Here is a 16,979-nt window from a genome sequence, read left to right as displayed (position 1 = left end):
CCTCCTCTGCATCCGGCAAGTCGCGGATACGTGCAATGTAAGGACGCGCATGTATCTTGACAAGCCCGTTTTAGCTTTGTTCCTGGCGGAAGTGGCAACCGCGCCGGGGACCCGGGATCGTCCCGGGATGAGCACGCCGTCGTTCGGCGCCGGTCAGCGGCGTACCGGGTACCGGAGGTGGAGTGCCCGGGTGCCTTGGACGACCTCGGGATCCTCGAGCATGACGTGGCCGCCGACAAGCTCGCCGAAGTAGCGAACCGCGGTACCGAGCAGCACGGGCACCCCGCTGATGCAGATCTCCTCGACGAGGCCGAGGGTGAGCGCCTGCTGGATGATGTCGGCGCTGGCGATCGTCACGAACCTGTCGCCGGCGGTGTCCTTGGCGGTCGAGACGGCCTCCTCGACGCTGCCCGTGAGCGTCGTTCGCGGGAACCGTGTCGCCGAGTCCTCAGGCGGCGGGCGGTGCGTCACGACGACCACCGGGCGCCGACGGGGTGGTAGTCGCCCCATCCGTCGGTCTGATCGAACAGCCGACGGCCGGCGATCACCGCGCCGCATCCCGACACGAGCTCGCGCGACATCGACGCGCTCGCGGCATGCGCCGTGAACGTCATTGCCTCCTGCGCGCTCGGCACCACGACGTCGCCGCCCCAGTACCAGTCGAACAGCTCCGCCGGGTTGTCGTCCGGCTGGGCGACGAACCGTCCACATGCACATGTGGGTGAGGACCCTTGCCATGCCGGTACGACCCCCGCCGGCGCGTCCCACTCATCGCTCGAGGACGCGAACGGGTCGCGGCGCCGGGGAGCAAGGCGTTCGGCGCCCGCTCGCTGCGACGGGCCGTGGCGATCAGCCGTCTGACCCGCGCATTTGTGGTGGGCGGTAGAGGATTTGAACCTCTGACCCCTTCCGCGTCAAGGAAGTGCTCTCCCCCTGAGCTAACCGCCCGGGTGCGCCGTCACGGCGCAGGCGTCATCGTAGTCGGCGCACTCCGGAGCCCCGCCCGCAGTGTTGTCACTCCGTGGCGACCGCCTCGAGCACGTCGAGGTGCCCGGCCCGCCACGCGGGCACGACCGCCGCGACGATCCCTGCGATCGCCGACGCGACGAGGAACACGACGAGCTCGACCGGAGGGACGCTGAAGTGGGTCACGCCCTGGTCGCGCAGCGAGTGCGTCATCGCCCAACCCCAGAACACGCCCACCCCGATCCCGAGCAGGCCGCCCATCACCGCGATGATCACCGACTCCCCGCGCACCATCCGCCGGACCTGACGGCGTGACATCCCGACCGCGCGCAGCAGCCCCAGCTCGCGTGTCCGCTCGAAGACCGACAGCGCGAGCGTGTTGACGATCCCCAGGATCGCGATCACCTCGGACAGCAACAGCAGTGCGACGAGCACCGACAGGAACATGTCGATCGTCTGCTCCTGCTGGCGCTGGAACCCGGCGGGCGTCTGCACCGAGACGTTCGGGAAGTCGCGCAGCACGCGCTCGATCTGGTGCTTCGCCTCGACGACGCGACCGGGCTTCGCCTTCACGTACGTGAGCGTGTTCTGCTGGCTGCCGCCGAAGCCCGACTCGAACGTCGCCTGCGAGACGAGGAACTTGACCGGTACGCCGCCGGTGAAGTGGTCGTTCGTGAAGATCCCCGCGACACGGAGCGGGATCGGCCCGGTCCGCGGGAAGCTGATCGTCAGCATCCCGCCGACCGGCACGTGGTAGCCGGACGCCTCGGTCTCGTGCAGCAGGACGTCACCGGGTCCGAGGCGCAGCTGCCCCGCCTTCATTCCGAGGTTCACGACCAGGTCGAGGTCGACGGGGTCGATGCCCGTCACGGTCTCGCCGTTGTTGCCCACCTGCGCGTCGTTGAACCGCAACGACACCGCGTCGCGCACCGCGGGAAGCCCGGCGACACGGTCGGCCGCGATCGGCGAGAACCCTGCGAACTGCTGCGCGGACAGGATGTAGTCGGCTCGCACACCGGTGTCGAGCGCATCGTGCAGGGACGTCTTCGCGGACGCGGCGAAGATCGCAACGAGGCACACGAGCGCGAGACCGATCGTCAGGGCCGATGCGGTCGCGGCGGTGCGGCGCGGGTTGCGCATCGCGTTCCCGCGCGCGAGCGCACCGGTGACGCCGTGCGTCCGCAGGAGCGGCCAGCCCAGCATCCGTGAGAGGGGGCGCGCGAGCACGGGGCTGAGGAGCGCGATGCCGACGAACGTCCCGAGCGCGCCGATGCCGACGACCTCCATCCGGCTCACGAGCTGCGAGCTCGACCGCACGAGGCCGTACACGAGCACGGCGAGCCCGGCGAGCACGACGACCGTCCCCGCGAGCGCGCGCCGGCGCAGCGGTGCGCTCCGCTGGGGGCCGAGGTCGTTGATCGCCGAGACGGGCGAGATCCGCGACGCACGCAGGGCCGGGTGGATCGCGGACCCGACCGTCACGACCATCCCGACCACCACTGCCGCGACGACCGTGCGGCCGAGCACGACGGTCTGCCCGCCGGGAACGTGCAGCCCGACGTCGTCGAGCAACCGCAACAGCACGACAGCGAGCGCGACGCCGAGCACCAGGCCCACCGCGGACGCGAACGCGCCGACCGCGGCCGCCTCGGCGACGACGGATCGCATCACCTGCCCGCTGCGGGCGCCGAGCGCGCGCAGGAGCCCGAGCTCGCGCGTCCGCTGCGAGACCAGGATCGTGAACGTGTTGAAGATGATGAACGCGCCGACGAACACGCCGAGCGACGCGAACCCGAGCAACGCGTCGTTGAGGAACCCGAACGCGTCGTGGACCTGTTGGCCGGTCTGCTTCGCGACGACGTCGGCGGACGTCACGTCGTAGCCCGGAAGCGCCTGGCGCAAGGAGCGTTCGAGCGACGCGCGGCTCGTCCCGGGCGCGGCCTTGACGTCGATCATGTCGAACGCGCCCGGAGCGTCGAACACGCGCAGGGCGGTCGTCGTGTCGAACGCGGCGAACGTGGCGCCGCCCAGGTCGCACTGCGACGCGAAGCACATCGTCCCGACGAGCCGGAACGTCCGCGCCGGACCGGTGAGCAGCACACGCACGTCGTCGCCCACGTGGAAGCCGTAGCGGTGCGCGGTCGCCGAGTCCATGGCGACCTCGCCGTCGCGCACCGGCGGCCGACCGGCGTCGACTCGCAGCGGGCTCACGTGATCGCGCGAGTCCCACGAGATGCCGATCGTCGGTGCACCCGCGTTGCTGATCGCCGTGCGCCCGTCCCGCTCGACGAATTGCGCGTACCCCTCGACGATGCCCTCCGCCCGCGCGACACCGGCCGATTGACGGACCGCGGTCAACACCCCCGCGGGGAGCCGCACGCGCGTCGTCGTCGCGTCCGCGCCGAACGGCGCCTGCGTGCGGACCACGACGTCGACACCCACGGCCGTCTGCGCGAAGACGCGGTCGAACGATCGCTGCAGCGTGTCGGTCAGCACGTACGTACCGCTCACGAAGCACACACCGAGGACGACCGCGAGCGCGGTCAGCGCGAGCCGGACCTTGCGCGCCATGACCCCGCGCAGGCTGTAGCGGCGCAGCACGGCCGCGGAGCGACGCGACTCGGCGAGCCGTTCCTTCCACGCCGGGACCGGCCGCGCCGACACACGCTCCGGAGCCAGAACCGGCGGCTGCTCACGCGTGGGCTCGGGCGGTTGCGCCCTCCGCTGCGGGAGAAGGTCGTCGCCGCGCAGCACGTAGGTGGTGCCCGGACGGCGGGCGCTCCCAGCCGCCGTGATCGGGACGACGACGCCGCCCACGACCCCGCCCGCGTCGCGCTCGGGCCGGTCCGCCGGTGCGCCCCCGCCGTGGCGCGCCGCGTCGATCGGCGTGACGGCGTCGTCGCCGTGGCGCGGGTTCCCGGCGCGACCGGGATCGTTCGGCATCGAGACGCGCTGCTCCCTTCCGGTGCGCCCGCACCATGATGGTCGCTCCGGTGCGCCACCGCCGACGCGTCGGGATCCCTGGTTAGGCTCGGCGCTCCGTATGGGACTCTTGACCGGCCACCGCGCCGTCGTGACCGGTGGCGCATCAGGGATCGGCCGGGCCACCTGCCGCCGAATGGCCGAGGAGGGTGCGCGCGTCGTGGTGCTCGACCGCGACAGCGAGGGCGCCCGACGCGTCGCGGCCGAGGTCGACGGGCTCGCGTACACCGTCGACGTCACCGACTACGAGACGCTCGAACGCGCGGTCAGCGACGCCGCCGGACGGCTGGGCGGCATCTCCGTGTTGTTCAACAACGCGGGCATCGGCAACATCGCGCGGGTCCACGAGTTCCCACTCGACGAGTGGCAGCGAATCGTCGGCGTCAACCTGACCGGTGTCTTCCACGGCTTCCGCGCCGTCGTTCCCTTCATGCTCGAGGGCGGCGACGGACGGATCGTGAGCACGGCCTCGATCAGCGGCACACGGCCCTCCGGCGGCGAGGCGCCCTACGCAGCGGCGAAGGCGGGCGTGGGCGCGATGACGGCGAGCGCGGCGCTCGAGTACGGGCCGACCATCCGCGTGAACGCGGTCTCGCCGGGGATGATCGCGACCGCGCTCACGGCCCCGATGCTCGACGGGTTCCCCGGTCTCACCGACGTGATGGTCGAAAAGACCCCGCTCGCGCGCATCGGGACACCCGAGGACGTCGCCGACGTCGTGGTCTTCCTGTGCTCGGACCTGGCGCGCTTCGTCACGGGACAGAACGTGGTCGTCGACGGCGGGATGACGTTGCACGGCGCGGGCGTCGACGGCGTCCTCGAACGGGTCGAGGAGCTCCTCCGGCGCTCCGCGGGTCCTGCGCGCTCTGCGTGACGGCCATCCCGGCGATGTGACGAAGCGCGGTTGCATCGGTGCGTCGCGTGCGTCCCGTTGACTAGATTTCGCCGACGTGCCCTCGCTGGAGCTCGGCGCGAGCCCGCGCAGCCCGCGGGACGCGCGCCGTTTCATCAACGACGCGATCGACGCGTGGGACGTCGCCGGCGACGCGCGCGACGTCATCCGCCTCCTGACGACCGAGCTCGTGACGAACGCGATGCTGCACGGCACGCCGCCGATCCACGTCGACGTGACCCGGAACGGGTCGACGATCCGCGTCGAGGTCGCCGACACCAACCCGGCTCCACCGGTCACGCGCCCGTTCGACCCCGCCGCACCGACCGGTCACGGGCTCCTGCTGATGGAGCGGCTGGCGGCGCGCTGGGGCGTCGACGCGCGCGCGGGCGGGAAGAGCGTCTGGTTCGAGGTCCGGCGCTCCCCCGGTGCGGGCGCGTCGAGCACCCGGGTTGCGTCGGACACGCTGGTCCGCTGATGCCGGACGCCGAAGCTACAGACGGTGACACGTCGCACGAGGCCGCGCTCGTCGACGTCGTCATGCTCGATCTCCCCGTGGAGGAGTGGCGCCGTTCGCAGCAGCATCACGACGCGCTCCTGCGCGAGTTCGCGCTCATCCAGGCCGCCGCGGACGAGCCTGACGAGTCCACACCCGACCAAGTGCCCGCACGCGTCACCGCGCTCGTGCACGAGCTCGGGACCCGGTACGGTCGCTTCTCCGTCGGCCCCGAGGAGCGATTGCGTCGCGCGGTCGCCGACGGCGTCGAACGGATCGACCTGACGTTCCGCGTCCCGGCATCAGCGAGGGACGCGTCGCTGCAGCTGCGCGCGCTCCTCGACGAGGCCGACGAGTGGTGCCGGCGCGGTGAGCTCATGACGCTCGCGACACCGAGCGACGTCGTCGAGTTCCGGAACCGCTACCTGGACGAGTTCGTCCGCCAGATCGACGGTGGCGCGCCCCGGCCGTTCGGTCGGTGAGACGCACGCACGAGGGGAGCGCGGTGCGTCAGTACCGGAACAGGGGCGCGACGCCCGCGACGTCGAGCACCTTGCGAACCTCCCGGCTCGGGCGGAGCTCGAGCGCGCCGCCCTCGGCCCGGAGGCGCTGCGCGGCCTGGATGAGGACACTCATGCCGATCGAGTCCATGAACGTCGTCGCCTCGAGGTCGACGACGACATCACCCGGGTGCCCACCGAGAACCTCGAGCAGTGCGGAGCGCAACCGCGGCGCCGTGAGGAAGTCGAGCTCGCCGCAGACCCGGACGACGGGCACCGTCCTAGACGCCGCGTCGGCGGGGACGTCGACGTCCACGGAGAACGGCGGTTCGGTCACGGACGATCACCTTACCCAGTCCGCGAGGCGCATCGACGGCGGAACCGTCGACCGCGCGGACCCGCTCTAGGCTCCCCTGCCCATGTCGTTGCGCGGCCGCGTGCTCCTCGTGTTCGCGTCGATCCTCGTGATCGTCGCGGCGGGCGGCGCGGTCGGTGCGACGCTCGCGGCACAGCGCGACCACGACAACACGGTCCTCCGGGACCTCACCGCTGCGAGTCGACGTGTCGACGAGCTGTCGACGACGTTCACCGAGCAGCAGAACGCCGTCGTCTCGTACCTCCTCGGCAGCAACCGGATCATCCTCGACCAGTACCGCGCCGGCACCGGCACGAGCGCCGCGCTCGAGCGCGACCTCCGGACGAACCTCCGGGCCTATCCGAGGCTGCGCGCCCAGGTGGGGGCGATCGAAGCGGACGCGCTCTGGCTGCGCGAGAACGCCGCCGACCGTGCGATCGCGCTGGTCGGAGCGAACCGACAGGCCGACGCCACGCGGGTCATCCTCGGCAAGGACGTCGACGACCACTACAACCGCCTGCGTTCGGGGCTCCGCACGCTGGCAATCGACGTCACCGCGGTAACGCGGTCACGGACGAATCACCGTGACTCGCTGAACCGGTGGTTCTACGCGACCCTCGTCGCGACGCTCGTCGCCGTCGCGATCATGGCGGTCGTCGCGGCGTTGCTCGTCGACCGCTGGGCGAGGCGACCGATCGACGCCATCGCCGGCGCGGCGCGAAAGGTCCAGCAGGGCGCGCTCGACACGGTCGTCCCGTCGGTCGGGCCACCGGAGGTCGCCGCGCTCGGCCGCGACGTCGACGAGATGCGCGCGCGCATCATCCGGGAGCTGTCCGAGACGGTGCGGGCGCGCGAGGCGATCGAGCAGAACGCCGCGGTCGTGCTCACCTTGCGCCGCCTGCTCGAGCCCGGGCCGATCGCGCTCCCGCCCGAGTGGCACATCGCCGCGGGACTGCGCCCCGCGGAAGGCGTCGTCGCCGGCGACTCGTACGACGTGGCGCGCCTCAACGACGGCCGCCTGTCGATCGTGATGATCGACATCGCCGGCCACGGAGCGGTCCAGGCGGTCGCCGCCTTGCGCTGCCAGGAGCTCCTGCGGATCGCGCTCGGCGACGGCCGCGAGCCCGGCGACGCGCTCGGGTGGCTGCACGAGCAGATCCGCGAGCCGGACAGCGAGCTGTTCTTCAGCGCGTTCGTCGCGACCGTCGACACCGCGACCGGTGAGTGCCGGTACGCGAACGCCGGGCACCCGTCGCCCATCCTCACCGCCGACGGCGCGATCACCGAGCTCGATCGCACCGGCCCCATCGTCGGCCCGCTGCTGAGCTCGTGGACGACCGACACGACGACGATCGCGCCCGGCGCCGCGCTGGCGATCTACACGGACGGGCTGACCGATCCGCGCAACGTCGCGCTCGACCAGCCGCCCATCGACCATCTCGTCTCACTGATCGGCGAACGCGGCTGCGCCGACGCGGACGGCGTCGTGCAGACCCTGATGGAGGAGCTCGAGACGGCTGCGATGGGCCGCCTCCGCGACGACGTCACGCTGCTGTTGCTCTGTCGCAGCCCGCGCTGACCGGGCGGGCGAGCCCGTCGCTACGTGTTGACGCGACGACGCCCGCGGAGGCGGATCGCTTCGCGCGCGAGCACCTCCAACGTGCCGAGTGCCGTCGCGGACCACGTGTAGCGCTGCGCGTGCTCGAGCGCGCCCGCCGACAGGCGCGCACGCTCGTCGGCGTCGCCGAGGACGCGGTCGAGCGACGCGGTGAGGTGATCGGGCCCGTCGACGAGCAGCCCGCTGCGGCCGTCGGCGACGGAGTCGAGGTGGCCCGGGATGCGGGTCGCGACCGACGGCGTACCGCACGCGGCCGCCTCCGTGACGGTCATCCCCCAGCCCTCGCGCGCCGACGCGCTCGCCAGAACCCATGCCGACCGGTAGAGGTCGACGAGCTCGTCGTCCTCGACGTGGCCGGGCAGCGAGATCCACTCCTCGGCCATCGCCTCGTGCAGCTGCGACTCGAGCCGCTCGCGCTCGTAGCCCTCGCCGACGATCACCGCGCGCAGGCCGGGATGGCGGTGCTTCAGCTCCACGAGCGACGCGACGAGCACGTCGAAGCGCTTCACGGGGACGAGGCGCCCGACCGCGACGACGAGCGGGTAGGGCGCCTTCTCGCCGCCCGGCGTGAAGCGGGGGTCGATCCCCGGCGGCACGACCGTCACGCGGCTCGGCTTGAAGTGCAGGTCCTCGACGAGCTCGTGCTTCGACGACTCCGACAGCGTCACGACCGGCGTGCGCCGGTAGAGCGGCGGCGCGAGCCGCGACTCGATGGTCTTGCCCGCGCGTGCGAGGCGCGGCGGGAGCGTCATGTCCCACATCACGCCGTGGACGTGGTGCAGCCACGTGATGTGCGGCGTCCTCGCCCACACGGGCGAGAAGAACGGCATCCCGTTCCAGATCTCGACGAGGCCGTCACGCCCGCCATGCCAGCCCATCATCTCGCTGAACGCCGCGCGCGGGAACACCATGTAGCGGCCCGCCTTGCGGATCACGCGGTAGCCGTCACGCCAGCTGACCTGGGGCCGGCCCGGCGCGAAGGACGTCCGCATCGTGACCTCGAGGCCCGCCTCGGCCCAGTGCTTCGCGATCGTCGACGCGTGGACCTCGCTCCCGCCCGCCTCGGGGTCGTCGAGGTCGCGCCACGCCAGGATGGCCACGCGATGGAGGCCCGCCTCGGCCGCCAGGTCCCCGAGCTTGGCGACGTCCGAGCCGGTCGACCGGTCCGTCACGTTGATCCCTCCCGCTCGGCGCCGGACGAATGGGCCGGTAGTGTACGCACCCTCCCGCCACGGTCGCCCCGCTCCGCGCGCACAACCCCGAGGTGCCATGAAGCTCACCGGCGAACGGCCGATGCAGGGCGCGACGCCCGACTCGCTCCTGGCCCTGCACGACGCCGGCTACCGCGAGGTCATCGCCCGGCTCGGGCCCGGAACGGTCCTCGACGTCGGCTGCGGCGTGGGCGACGAGACCGCCCGGCTCCAGGGCGACGGACGCCTCGTGATCGGCGCCGACTACGACGCCACGACGGCCGTCGAGGCCGGTCACGAGTGGGGCCCGGGCGGCCGCCGCGACGCCGCGGTGCGCTTCACGGGGATGGACGGCGCGCGCCTCGGCGTGCGCGACCGGTCGATCGACTGGATCTGCTCATCCCACATCATCGAGCACTTCACCGCGCCCGAGGCCCACGTCGCCGAGCTCGCGCGCGTCCTGCGCCCGACGGGCAGCGCGTTCGTCATCACGCCGAACGCCCCCGCCGACTTCGAGAACCCGTTCCACGTGTATCTGTTCACACCCGAGCAGCTCACGTCGCTGCTCGGTCTGTTCTTCGCCGACGTCGAGCTGTGGGGGCTCGAGGGCGACGACGCGATCCGGGCCGACTTCGCGGCCCGTCGCAGCAGCGGCGAGCGGATCCTCAAGCTCGACCGGTTCGAGCTGCGCAAGAAGATCCCGCGCAAGGCGTACGTCTGGACCTACGAGCGCGCGCTCCCGGTCGTGTACCGGGTCCTCGGCGGGTCGAGCTCGGGCGTCGGCTCCGGTCTCGACGAGAGCCACTTCTTCCCGACGCGCGACATCACCGAGACGACCCCCGTCCTGTTCGCCGTCGCACGGGCCCCGCGCGAGCCCTACGCTCCCGCGTGATGCGCCTCACCCTCATCGGGCACAGCTGCTTGCGCGTCGAGTCCGCGGCGGGGACGCTCGTCGTCGACCCGTGGCTGCTCGGGTCGGTGGGCTGGCGGTCGTGGTGGCACTACCCCCCGATCGGCGAGGTCGACCAGTCGTGGCTCCACCCCGACTTCCTCTACCTCACCCACCACCACCCGGATCACTTCCACTACCCGACGCTGCGCAAGATGGACAAGGACGTCGACGTCTACGTCGGCCGCTTCGGTGTCGACGTGATGCGCGGCGAGCTGCGACGCCTCGGGTTCCACCGGGTCACCGAGCTGCCGCACGGTCACCGGCAGGTCCTCGGGAAGGACCTCGAGATCTGCACCTACCAGTACGGGTTCGACGACACCGCCCTCGTCGTGAAGGCCGGCGACGCCGTGATCGTGGACGTGAACGACTGCAAGATCCGCGGCCGCTCGTTGCAGCAGGTGCTCGACGACTACGGCCGGCCGACCTTCATGCTGAAGACGTTCTCGTGGGCGCAGGGCTACCCGTACTGCTACACCGCCGACGACCCCGCCGACCTCCAGCTCGTCACGCGCGACACCCCGATGCGTGACTTCGTCGACGTCGCGCGCCACCTGCAGCCCCGCTACGCGATCCCGTTCGCGAGCCTCGTTGCGTTCCTCCACCCGGAGACGCGCGACCTGAACCAGCACATCGTCACGCCGCGCGAGCTCGCGCGCTTCGTCGAGAAGGAAGGTGGTCTCGGTCGTACGGAGCTCGTCGAGATGAACCCGGGCGACTCGTGGGACCGCAACCGCGGCTTCCAGCTGGCCGACGACGACTGGTGGAGCGACCGCGAGCCCCTCCTCCAGCGCGAGATCGAGCGGATCACGCCGACGATCGAGCGGCAGGACGAGAAGGAGCGGAACCGCCATCCCGACTTCCGCACGTTCGCGGACTACTTCGAGTCGTTCGCGCGCGCGTTGCCGTTGCCGGTGCGCAAGAAGGTCGTGACGCGTCCGATCGTCTTCGAGGTGCCGTCCGCGGGTGCCCGCCCGTTCTGGACGCTCGACGTCCCGAAGGCGCGCGTGCTCGCGCTGCGCACACCACCAGACGACGCCGCCGCGATCATCCGCATCCCCGAAGGCGTCCTGGCCGACGCGATCGACAACCGCATCACGCACTTCGTACAGGGCTCCATGCGCATCCGGACCCATCTGCGTCCCGGCGGTGCGAGCCAGGACCTGGCGTTCTGGGGCCTCGTCATGGTGTGGGAGATCGGCTACCTGCCGCTGCGCAACCTGCTCACCCCGCGCTTCGCCGACGCGCTGTGGCGGAGGCGGCGCGAGGGCTACGACGCGATCGGCGCGCTGTTCGGGCGCGGGACGTTCCTCGAGCGGATGGCGAAGAACTTCGCCCCGCCGGGCGAGGACGAGGAACAGGCCGCCTGACACGCCGCGATGGACGAACGCCGGCGCGACGCGAGCGAGATCGGGCCGGGCTGGCCGCCGGCGCTCGCGGCGCTGTCCCTCGGCGCGGCACTCGTCCACGCGGCCGCCACGACGCGACACGCCGGGAACCCGACACTCGTCGCGCTCCTCGCGGCCGTCGCCATCGTCCAGGGCGCGTGGTCCCTCGCGGTGCTCCGCACGACCGACGCGCGCGTGCTGTGGATCGCGATCGCGGTCAACGGCGCCGTGCTCGTCGCGTATGTCGTCAGCAGGACCGCGGGTCTGCCGGGCATCGAAGGTGCCGAACGGGTCGGCGCGCGCGATCTGCTGTGCGTGACGCTCGAGGTCGGGCTCGTCGCGTCGTGCGTGTACCTGCTGGGCCCGTCGTCGTTCCTCGCGAGCTACCGGGACCTCCCGTTGCGCTCGGCGCTCGGCTGCACCGTCGTGGTCGTCGCGCTCACCGCTGTCGCGCTGCACGCCAAGGATCCCGGCGCGCGTTCGGCGTCCACAGCACGTGCGAGCACCGGCGCGGCCGCCGCCGCGGCGGCTGCGCACGACCACGCCGCGCACCTCGCCGCCGGCCACGACCCCGGCGCGGATCCGCACGCGGGCCACGAGATCGTCCCGACCACCGGACCGAAGGTCGATCCCCAGGCGTTGATCACCGCGACGCGCGCCGCTGCGCTGCGCTGGGCCGATGCGCGCACCGCGCTCGCCGACGGGTACCGCTGGGTCGGCGACTGGCCGTTCGAGCACTTCGTCAACTGGACGCTCGTCGCCGGCCCGGGGACGCTCGACGCGCAGCATCCCGAGTCGCTCGTCTACGTCGGCGACCGCGCCGGACGTCTGCATCTCGTGTCGGTGATGTACATCGCGCCGTGGGGCACGAGCTTCGCGAGCGTCCCGGACGTCGGCGGCGCGCCGTGGCACACGCACCCGGACCTCTGTTGGGACGGGTCGATGGACGAGATCGGCGCGATCCCCGCCGGGGGCACCGCGTGCACGAGCGGGACGAACATCGTCCTCCCGCCGATGCTGCACGTCTGGGTGACGGCGAACCCGTGCGGTCCGTTCGCGGAGCTCGAGGACAGCGCGGCGGTCGCGCTCCACGTCATCGACGGGACACCGATCCCGGCGAGCCTGCCCGCGAGCGACTGCCAGCACGCGCACGCGGCACACGCCGGCCACACCGACCAGCAGCTCGCGGCCGCCGGTTGAGGGCGAGTCTCAGCCCGACAGGTGCGCCAGCTCGCTGACGACGCGGTACGCGCGGCGCGGGTCGTACGCGCGCAGGATCGCCATCTTCTCCGCCTCGACCGAGCCCTCCGCGTGCACCGCGAGCACAGCGTGGTAGCCGCCGAGGTCGCGCGCCGTCAGGTCGGTCAGGAGGGCCATGAGCCGGAGTCGCTCCTCCGCCGGCGCCGCGGCCGCGTAGAACTTCTCGAGGACGGGGCGGATGTCGTCGGACTCCCAGTCCGCCTGCGACGGACCCGTCACGAGGAGACCGCCGGCGCAGTTCTGCACCATCTCGACGGCGGCGTGGTACCCCGACGCGAACGTGAACTTCGCCATGTTCGTCGTGAGCGGGTCGGGATACCAGACGTCGCGGTCGCCGCGGCGACCGCGGATCGCGGCGAGCTCGGTCAGCCCGCGCACCGTCTCGGAGAACGTGATGAGGTGCGTGAGCTTGTCGCGGATGTGACCCGCCTTCCCGACACCGTTCATGTCCGCGATGCGGGCCGCGCCGCCGACGAACGCGTCGAGCAACGGGAGCTTGTAGCTGACCGCGGTGAACCGGTGGTACTCGACGAACGACAGCGCGACCGGACCGGCGAGCTCGGGCTGCTTGTAGAGGAAGACGCGCTCCCAGGGCACGAACACGTCGTCGAAGACGGTCAGCGTCTCGAGCATCTTCGAGCGCGACGACGCCGGGAACTCGAAGTCGCCCCGCTCACCCGCGCTGTAGCCCGACACGTACAGCGAGAGACCCGGTGCGTCCAGCGGCGTCGCGAACGCGACGGCGTAGTCCTCGTCGCCGGGGCCCATCGCACGCGTCGGGAGCACGATGAGCTCGTTCGCGTTCACGCTCGCGGACGTGTGCGTCTTCGCACCGCGCACGACGATCCCGTCGGGACGCTCCTCGACCACGTGGACGTAGAGGTCCGGGTCGGCCTGCTGGGTCGGCCCGACCGCGCGGTTGCCCTTGACGTCGGTCTGCGCGACCGCGACGGCGAGGTCGTTGTCGCGGCACCGCTCGTACAGCGCCCGTGCCCGTTCGTACGGCTCCCCCTGCAGGACCCGCATGAGGGCGAACATCGCGTCGGTGCCGATCTCCTTGATCAGCGGCGGGATGCCCGCGGCGCGGGCCGTCGTCAGCTCGATCGCACGGGACCGGGCGAGCAGGTGCTCGGGCGAGCGCGGGATCCGGTACAGCAGCGCGATCGGCCGGCCGGTGTCGTCGTCGTCGACGACGAGCGAGTCGCGGTGCTCGGGCTCCTCGGCCATGTCGAAGTCGATGCAGGCCATGTCGATCGCCACGCGCAGGTCGGGTTCCTTGGTGACGTCGTCGATGCGGCGCCCGCGGTAGTGCACGACACGACCGTCGCGGAGCGACTCCAGGTACTCGGCGGCTGCACGCATGGGCCGGTAGTGTAGGCATCGGTCCGTACCGCGGCGACTGCCCACCGTGGTGGGACGGCGCACAAACCGCCCGGTAGTCTCGTCGGCTCCGAGTTCGCGCACCGGCGAGGCGATCGCCACACATCGGTCGGGGGAGGGCCGTGCGCATCGCCGACGATCGCACCGACACGACCGACCCCGAGACCGCCTCCGAGCCCACGCCGCGGCGCGCCCGCGCGTACCGCATCCCGCACTTCTCGGCCTGGCTGACCGTCGTCACGTTGGGCGGCCTCGCGCTCCGGCTCACGTTCACGTGGTTCGGGCGACGCCACCAGCCGATCGGGAAGCTCACCGACAACCGCTGGTACTGGGCGGCCGGGAAGATGATCGCGACGGGCTGGGGCTTCGGGAACCCGTTCGTGTGGGGCGGTCAGCACCGTTACGTCCCGAGCGCGGGCCATCCACCCGTGTACCCCGTGTTCCTCGGCACGTTGTCGTGGCTCGGGATCGAGACGCCGTTCGAGCAACGGCTCGGGTCGTGCGTGCTCGGCGCGGTCGCGATCGTGTTCCTCGCGCTCGCCGCCCGCGAGATCGCGGGCGACATCGCGGGGATGATCGCCGCCGTCCTCGCCGCCCTGTACGCGAACCTCTGGATCAACGACGCCGCGCTCCTGTCCGAGACGCCGTACGTCGTGTTGATCTCGCTGTTCCTGTGGTCCGCGATCCGGTGCTGGAAGCGGCCGACGTGGGGACGGTTCGCGTGGATGAGCCTCTGGATCGGGCTCGCGTCGCTGACGCGGTCGGAGGCGATCTTCCTCTACCCGCTGGCGGTCGTGCCGATCGCGCTGCGCATCCCGAACGCGTCGTGGTCGCGCCGGCTCAAGATGGTCGGCGTCGCCGCGCTGACCGCGGCGATCGTCATCGGACCCTGGGTGATCTACAACAACACGGGCCGGTTCAAGCACCACATCTTCATCGTGACCGGATCGGGCGTCGCGATGACCTTCGGCGACTGCGACGCCGGGTACTCGGGGACATACCTCGGGTACTGGTCGTGGACGTGCGGGATCAAGGGCTTCCAGAACACCGATGACGAGACCGTCCTCGACACCGAGGCACGCAAGGAGGCCCAGCACTACGTCCGCACGCACCTCGGCGAGCTCCCCAAGGTGACCGCTGCACGCGTCGGCCGGCTGTTCCAGGTCTACCGCGTCCGCCAGAGCATCCAGTTCGACACGTTCTTCGAACGGCGGGGACGCTGGCCGTCGCGCATCGCGCTCTGGCAGTACTACCCGATCACGCTGTTGGCGATCGCGGGTGCGGTCGTGATGTGGCGGCGCAAGCTACCGATCAGCCCGTGGGTCGCGCTGACGATCTCCGTGATCGTCGCGGCCGCGCTGACGTTCGGCGTCACGCGATATCGGGCCGGCTTCGACGCGGCCGCGGTGGTGCTCGCGGCCGTCGCGCTCGACGCCGCGATCCGGTGGACGCGGCGACGGCTCGGTGCCGAGAACGCCGACGAAGGGCTCACACTCGGGAGCGCCAGATCGTGAGCGACACGCTCGCGGTCGACCGCGACACGAGGGTCGCGGCGAGCCGTGCGGCGCGCCGGGCAGAGGAGATCCCGCCGCCGGTACGGCCGCTGCGCGACGCGACCCGCACGTTCGTGATCGGGCTCGTCGTCATCGCGCTCGTCGCGCTCGCGATCCGTCTGTACTTCGTGCTCGTCGGCTACGACTACTACCGGATCGGTGGTGACGCGATCTACTACCACCGCCAGGCGTGGACGGTCGCGGACGGCAACTGGTTCATCGACCCGTTGCGGTTCGCGTCGAGTCACGGCCGCGTCCGCGCGCCGGCGGCCGCGAACCCGCCGCTGTACACGCTCTACCTCGCGGTCGTCTCGCGACTCGGGTTCTGGAGCGTCACCGCGCACCGCGTCGCGTCGACCTTCCTCGGTACGGGCGCGGTCATCGGCATCGGCCTGACCGGCCGGAAGGTCGTCAACGAGCGTGTCGGGCTGATCGCGGCCGCGATCGCGGCCGTCTACGCGAACCTCTGGATCAACGACGGCATGCTGCTGTCGGAGTCGATGGCCGCGCTCACGGTCGCGTTCCTGCTGCTCGCCGCGTACACGTTCTGGTTCCGGCCGACGACGCGGAACGCGATCTTGCTCGGCGTCGCGTTCGGTCTCGCGGCGAACAGCCGCAGCGAGATCCTCTTCATCGGCCCGCTCGTCGCGGTGTTCCTGCTCTGGGGGATGCGGCGGCGACTCGGGCTGGCGCGTTGCTTCCGGCTGCTCGTCGTCACGGGGCTCGTCATGGCCGCGTTGATCGCGCCGTGGGTGATCTACAACCTGAGCCGGTTCCAGAAGCCCGTGTACATGAGCGACAGCTACGGGTCCGTGCTGTCCGCGGCGAGCTGCGACCAGACGTACCACGGCAAGTACGAGGGCTGGTACTTCAACTGCCACGACGTGATCGGCCGCAAGGGCACGATCCCCGGCGACGCGTCCGAGCGTGACGCCGTCGTCCGCCACGAGGCGGTCACGTACATCAAGCACCATCTGAACCGGCTCCCGGTCGTGATGGCCGCCCGGGTCGGGCGCCTGTGGGGCGTCTGGCGACCCAGGCAGACGGAGTGGTTCGAGGCCGAGATCGAGGGCCGCACGCTCCTCGCGTCGCGGCTCGCCGCCGACACGACGTGGGTGCTCGTGCCCCTCGCGATCGCCGGTCTCGTGATCTTCAAGCGCCGCGGGCTCCCGATCTCCCCGATCGTGGTGCCGATCGTCGTCGTGACGGCCTCGGCCGCCATGACGTTCGGCGTGCTCCGGTATCGCGTCAGCGCCGAGCCGGGCATCGTGATCGCCGGCGCGACGACGATCGAAGCCGTCGTCGCCGGCCTCGTCGCGCGGCGCCGTGCCCGTCGCGACGACACGCCGGCCACGCCCGGCCCGGCGGTCGCTCGGTAGACTTCCGCCGGCGCGACCCGGACCGCAGTGCGTGGGCTCCCGCGCGCCGTGGCGGAGTGACGAACGACGGC

Annotated in this window: 15 protein-coding genes and 1 tRNA gene; 9 read left to right on the top strand and 7 right to left on the bottom strand. The window is 71.6% G+C overall.

Annotation, left to right across the window (positions count from 1 at the left end; translation table 11 throughout):
* Positions 1-153 precede the first annotated feature (153 nt).
* The 4 genes from VFC33_10170 to VFC33_10155 form a co-directional block, all read right to left on the bottom strand.
* Positions 154-471 (bottom strand): dihydrofolate reductase family protein, encoded by a 318-nt coding sequence (locus VFC33_10170; protein HZR13605.1) that lies wholly within the window; start codon positions 469-471, stop codon positions 154-156.
* A complete protein-coding gene (locus VFC33_10165) occupies positions 468-614 on the bottom strand; it encodes a hypothetical protein (protein ID HZR13604.1) in 147 nt (48 codons plus the stop codon). Before VFC33_10165 ends, VFC33_10170 begins: the two co-directional genes overlap by 4 nt.
* A 259-nt stretch (positions 615-873) precedes the next feature.
* Positions 874-948: transfer RNA gene (locus tag VFC33_10160), tRNA-Val, on the bottom strand.
* A gap of 66 nt (positions 949-1,014) precedes the next feature.
* Positions 1,015-3,909 carry an ABC transporter permease gene (locus VFC33_10155; protein HZR13603.1) on the bottom strand — a complete coding sequence of 965 codons (2,895 nt, stop codon included), beginning with the start codon at positions 3,907-3,909 and terminating at the stop codon, positions 1,015-1,017.
* Between the two features lie 100 nt (positions 3,910-4,009).
* Between VFC33_10155 and VFC33_10150 the strand changes: the two genes are divergently transcribed.
* From VFC33_10150 to VFC33_10140, 3 genes are all read left to right on the top strand, one after another.
* Positions 4,010-4,822: an SDR family NAD(P)-dependent oxidoreductase gene (locus VFC33_10150; GenBank protein HZR13602.1), complete on the top strand. Its 813-nt coding sequence runs from the start codon at positions 4,010-4,012 to the stop codon at positions 4,820-4,822.
* 76 nt (positions 4,823-4,898) lie between these two features.
* Positions 4,899-5,318 carry an ATP-binding protein gene (locus VFC33_10145; GenBank protein HZR13601.1) on the top strand — a complete coding sequence of 140 codons (420 nt, stop codon included), beginning with the start codon at positions 4,899-4,901 and terminating at the stop codon, positions 5,316-5,318.
* Entirely contained in the window at positions 5,318-5,818 is a 501-nt protein-coding gene (locus VFC33_10140; protein ID HZR13600.1) for a hypothetical protein, read from the top strand. The genes VFC33_10145 and VFC33_10140 overlap by 1 nt, the downstream gene beginning before the upstream one ends.
* A 28-nt stretch (positions 5,819-5,846) precedes the next feature.
* Here VFC33_10140 and VFC33_10135 read toward each other — a convergent pair whose 3' ends face one another.
* Positions 5,847-6,173, bottom strand: coding sequence for an STAS domain-containing protein (locus VFC33_10135; protein ID HZR13599.1), 327 nt, complete (start codon positions 6,171-6,173; stop codon positions 5,847-5,849).
* A gap of 82 nt (positions 6,174-6,255) precedes the next feature.
* Between VFC33_10135 and VFC33_10130 the strand changes: the two genes are divergently transcribed.
* Positions 6,256-7,770 (top strand): SpoIIE family protein phosphatase, encoded by a 1,515-nt coding sequence (locus VFC33_10130; GenBank protein HZR13598.1) that lies wholly within the window; start codon positions 6,256-6,258, stop codon positions 7,768-7,770.
* 20 nt (positions 7,771-7,790) lie between these two features.
* On the opposite strand, the gene VFC33_10125 is transcribed toward VFC33_10130, so the two are convergent.
* The gene (locus tag VFC33_10125; protein HZR13597.1) at positions 7,791-8,981 is read right to left on the bottom strand and encodes a glycosyltransferase family 4 protein; all 1,191 of its coding nucleotides are present in this window, start codon (positions 8,979-8,981) and stop codon (positions 7,791-7,793) included.
* A gap of 97 nt (positions 8,982-9,078) precedes the next feature.
* On the opposite strand from VFC33_10125, the gene VFC33_10120 reads away from it, so the two are divergent.
* The 3 genes from VFC33_10120 to VFC33_10110 are packed head-to-tail and all read left to right on the top strand — an operon-like array spanning position 9,079 to position 12,536.
* Positions 9,079-9,891: a class I SAM-dependent methyltransferase gene (locus VFC33_10120; protein HZR13596.1), complete on the top strand. Its 813-nt coding sequence runs from the start codon at positions 9,079-9,081 to the stop codon at positions 9,889-9,891.
* Entirely contained in the window at positions 9,891-11,318 is a 1,428-nt protein-coding gene (locus VFC33_10115) for an MBL fold metallo-hydrolase (GenBank protein ID HZR13595.1), read from the top strand. The genes VFC33_10120 and VFC33_10115 overlap by 1 nt, the downstream gene beginning before the upstream one ends.
* Before the next feature lie 9 nt (positions 11,319-11,327).
* Positions 11,328-12,536 carry a hypothetical protein gene (locus tag VFC33_10110; protein ID HZR13594.1) on the top strand — a complete coding sequence of 403 codons (1,209 nt, stop codon included), beginning with the start codon at positions 11,328-11,330 and terminating at the stop codon, positions 12,534-12,536.
* A 9-nt stretch (positions 12,537-12,545) separates the two neighbouring features.
* Here VFC33_10110 and VFC33_10105 read toward each other — a convergent pair whose 3' ends face one another.
* Positions 12,546-13,958, bottom strand: coding sequence for a 4-hydroxyphenylacetate 3-hydroxylase N-terminal domain-containing protein (locus tag VFC33_10105; GenBank protein ID HZR13593.1), 1,413 nt, complete (start codon positions 13,956-13,958; stop codon positions 12,546-12,548).
* A gap of 140 nt (positions 13,959-14,098) precedes the next feature.
* On the opposite strand from VFC33_10105, the gene VFC33_10100 reads away from it, so the two are divergent.
* Positions 14,099-15,490: a glycosyltransferase family 39 protein gene (locus VFC33_10100; GenBank protein ID HZR13592.1), complete on the top strand. Its 1,392-nt coding sequence runs from the start codon at positions 14,099-14,101 to the stop codon at positions 15,488-15,490.
* On the top strand, positions 15,487-16,908 hold the full coding sequence (locus VFC33_10095) for a glycosyltransferase family 39 protein (GenBank protein ID HZR13591.1): 1,422 nt from the start codon (positions 15,487-15,489) through the stop codon (positions 16,906-16,908). The genes VFC33_10100 and VFC33_10095 overlap by 4 nt, the downstream gene beginning before the upstream one ends.
* Positions 16,909-16,979 lie beyond the last annotated feature (71 nt).

Source organism: Acidimicrobiia bacterium (assembly GCA_035651955.1).
Lineage (GTDB): Bacteria > Actinomycetota > Acidimicrobiia > IMCC26256 > JAMXLJ01 > JAMXLJ01.
Note: the sequence above shows the minus strand (reverse complement) of the source record. Positions and strands in the feature narration are given on the sequence as shown.

What these genes read in the sequence shown, in the direction of transcription:
- VFC33_10165 (HZR13604.1), bottom strand. Translation starts at nt 614, where the DNA reads ATGACGTTCACGGCGCATGCCGCGAGCGCGTCGATGTCGCGCGAGCTC.
- VFC33_10155 (HZR13603.1), bottom strand. Translation starts at nt 3,909, where the DNA reads ATGCCGAACGATCCCGGTCGCGCCGGGAACCCGCGCCACGGCGACGAC.
- VFC33_10150 (HZR13602.1), top strand. Translation starts at nt 4,010, where the DNA reads ATGGGACTCTTGACCGGCCACCGCGCCGTCGTGACCGGTGGCGCATCA.
- VFC33_10140 (HZR13600.1), top strand. Translation starts at nt 5,318, where the DNA reads ATGCCGGACGCCGAAGCTACAGACGGTGACACGTCGCACGAGGCCGCG.
- VFC33_10130 (HZR13598.1), top strand. Translation starts at nt 6,256, where the DNA reads ATGTCGTTGCGCGGCCGCGTGCTCCTCGTGTTCGCGTCGATCCTCGTG.
- VFC33_10120 (HZR13596.1), top strand. Translation starts at nt 9,079, where the DNA reads ATGAAGCTCACCGGCGAACGGCCGATGCAGGGCGCGACGCCCGACTCG.
- VFC33_10115 (HZR13595.1), top strand. Translation starts at nt 9,891, where the DNA reads ATGCGCCTCACCCTCATCGGGCACAGCTGCTTGCGCGTCGAGTCCGCG.
- VFC33_10110 (HZR13594.1), top strand. Translation starts at nt 11,328, where the DNA reads ATGGACGAACGCCGGCGCGACGCGAGCGAGATCGGGCCGGGCTGGCCG.
- VFC33_10105 (HZR13593.1), bottom strand. Translation starts at nt 13,958, where the DNA reads ATGCGTGCAGCCGCCGAGTACCTGGAGTCGCTCCGCGACGGTCGTGTC.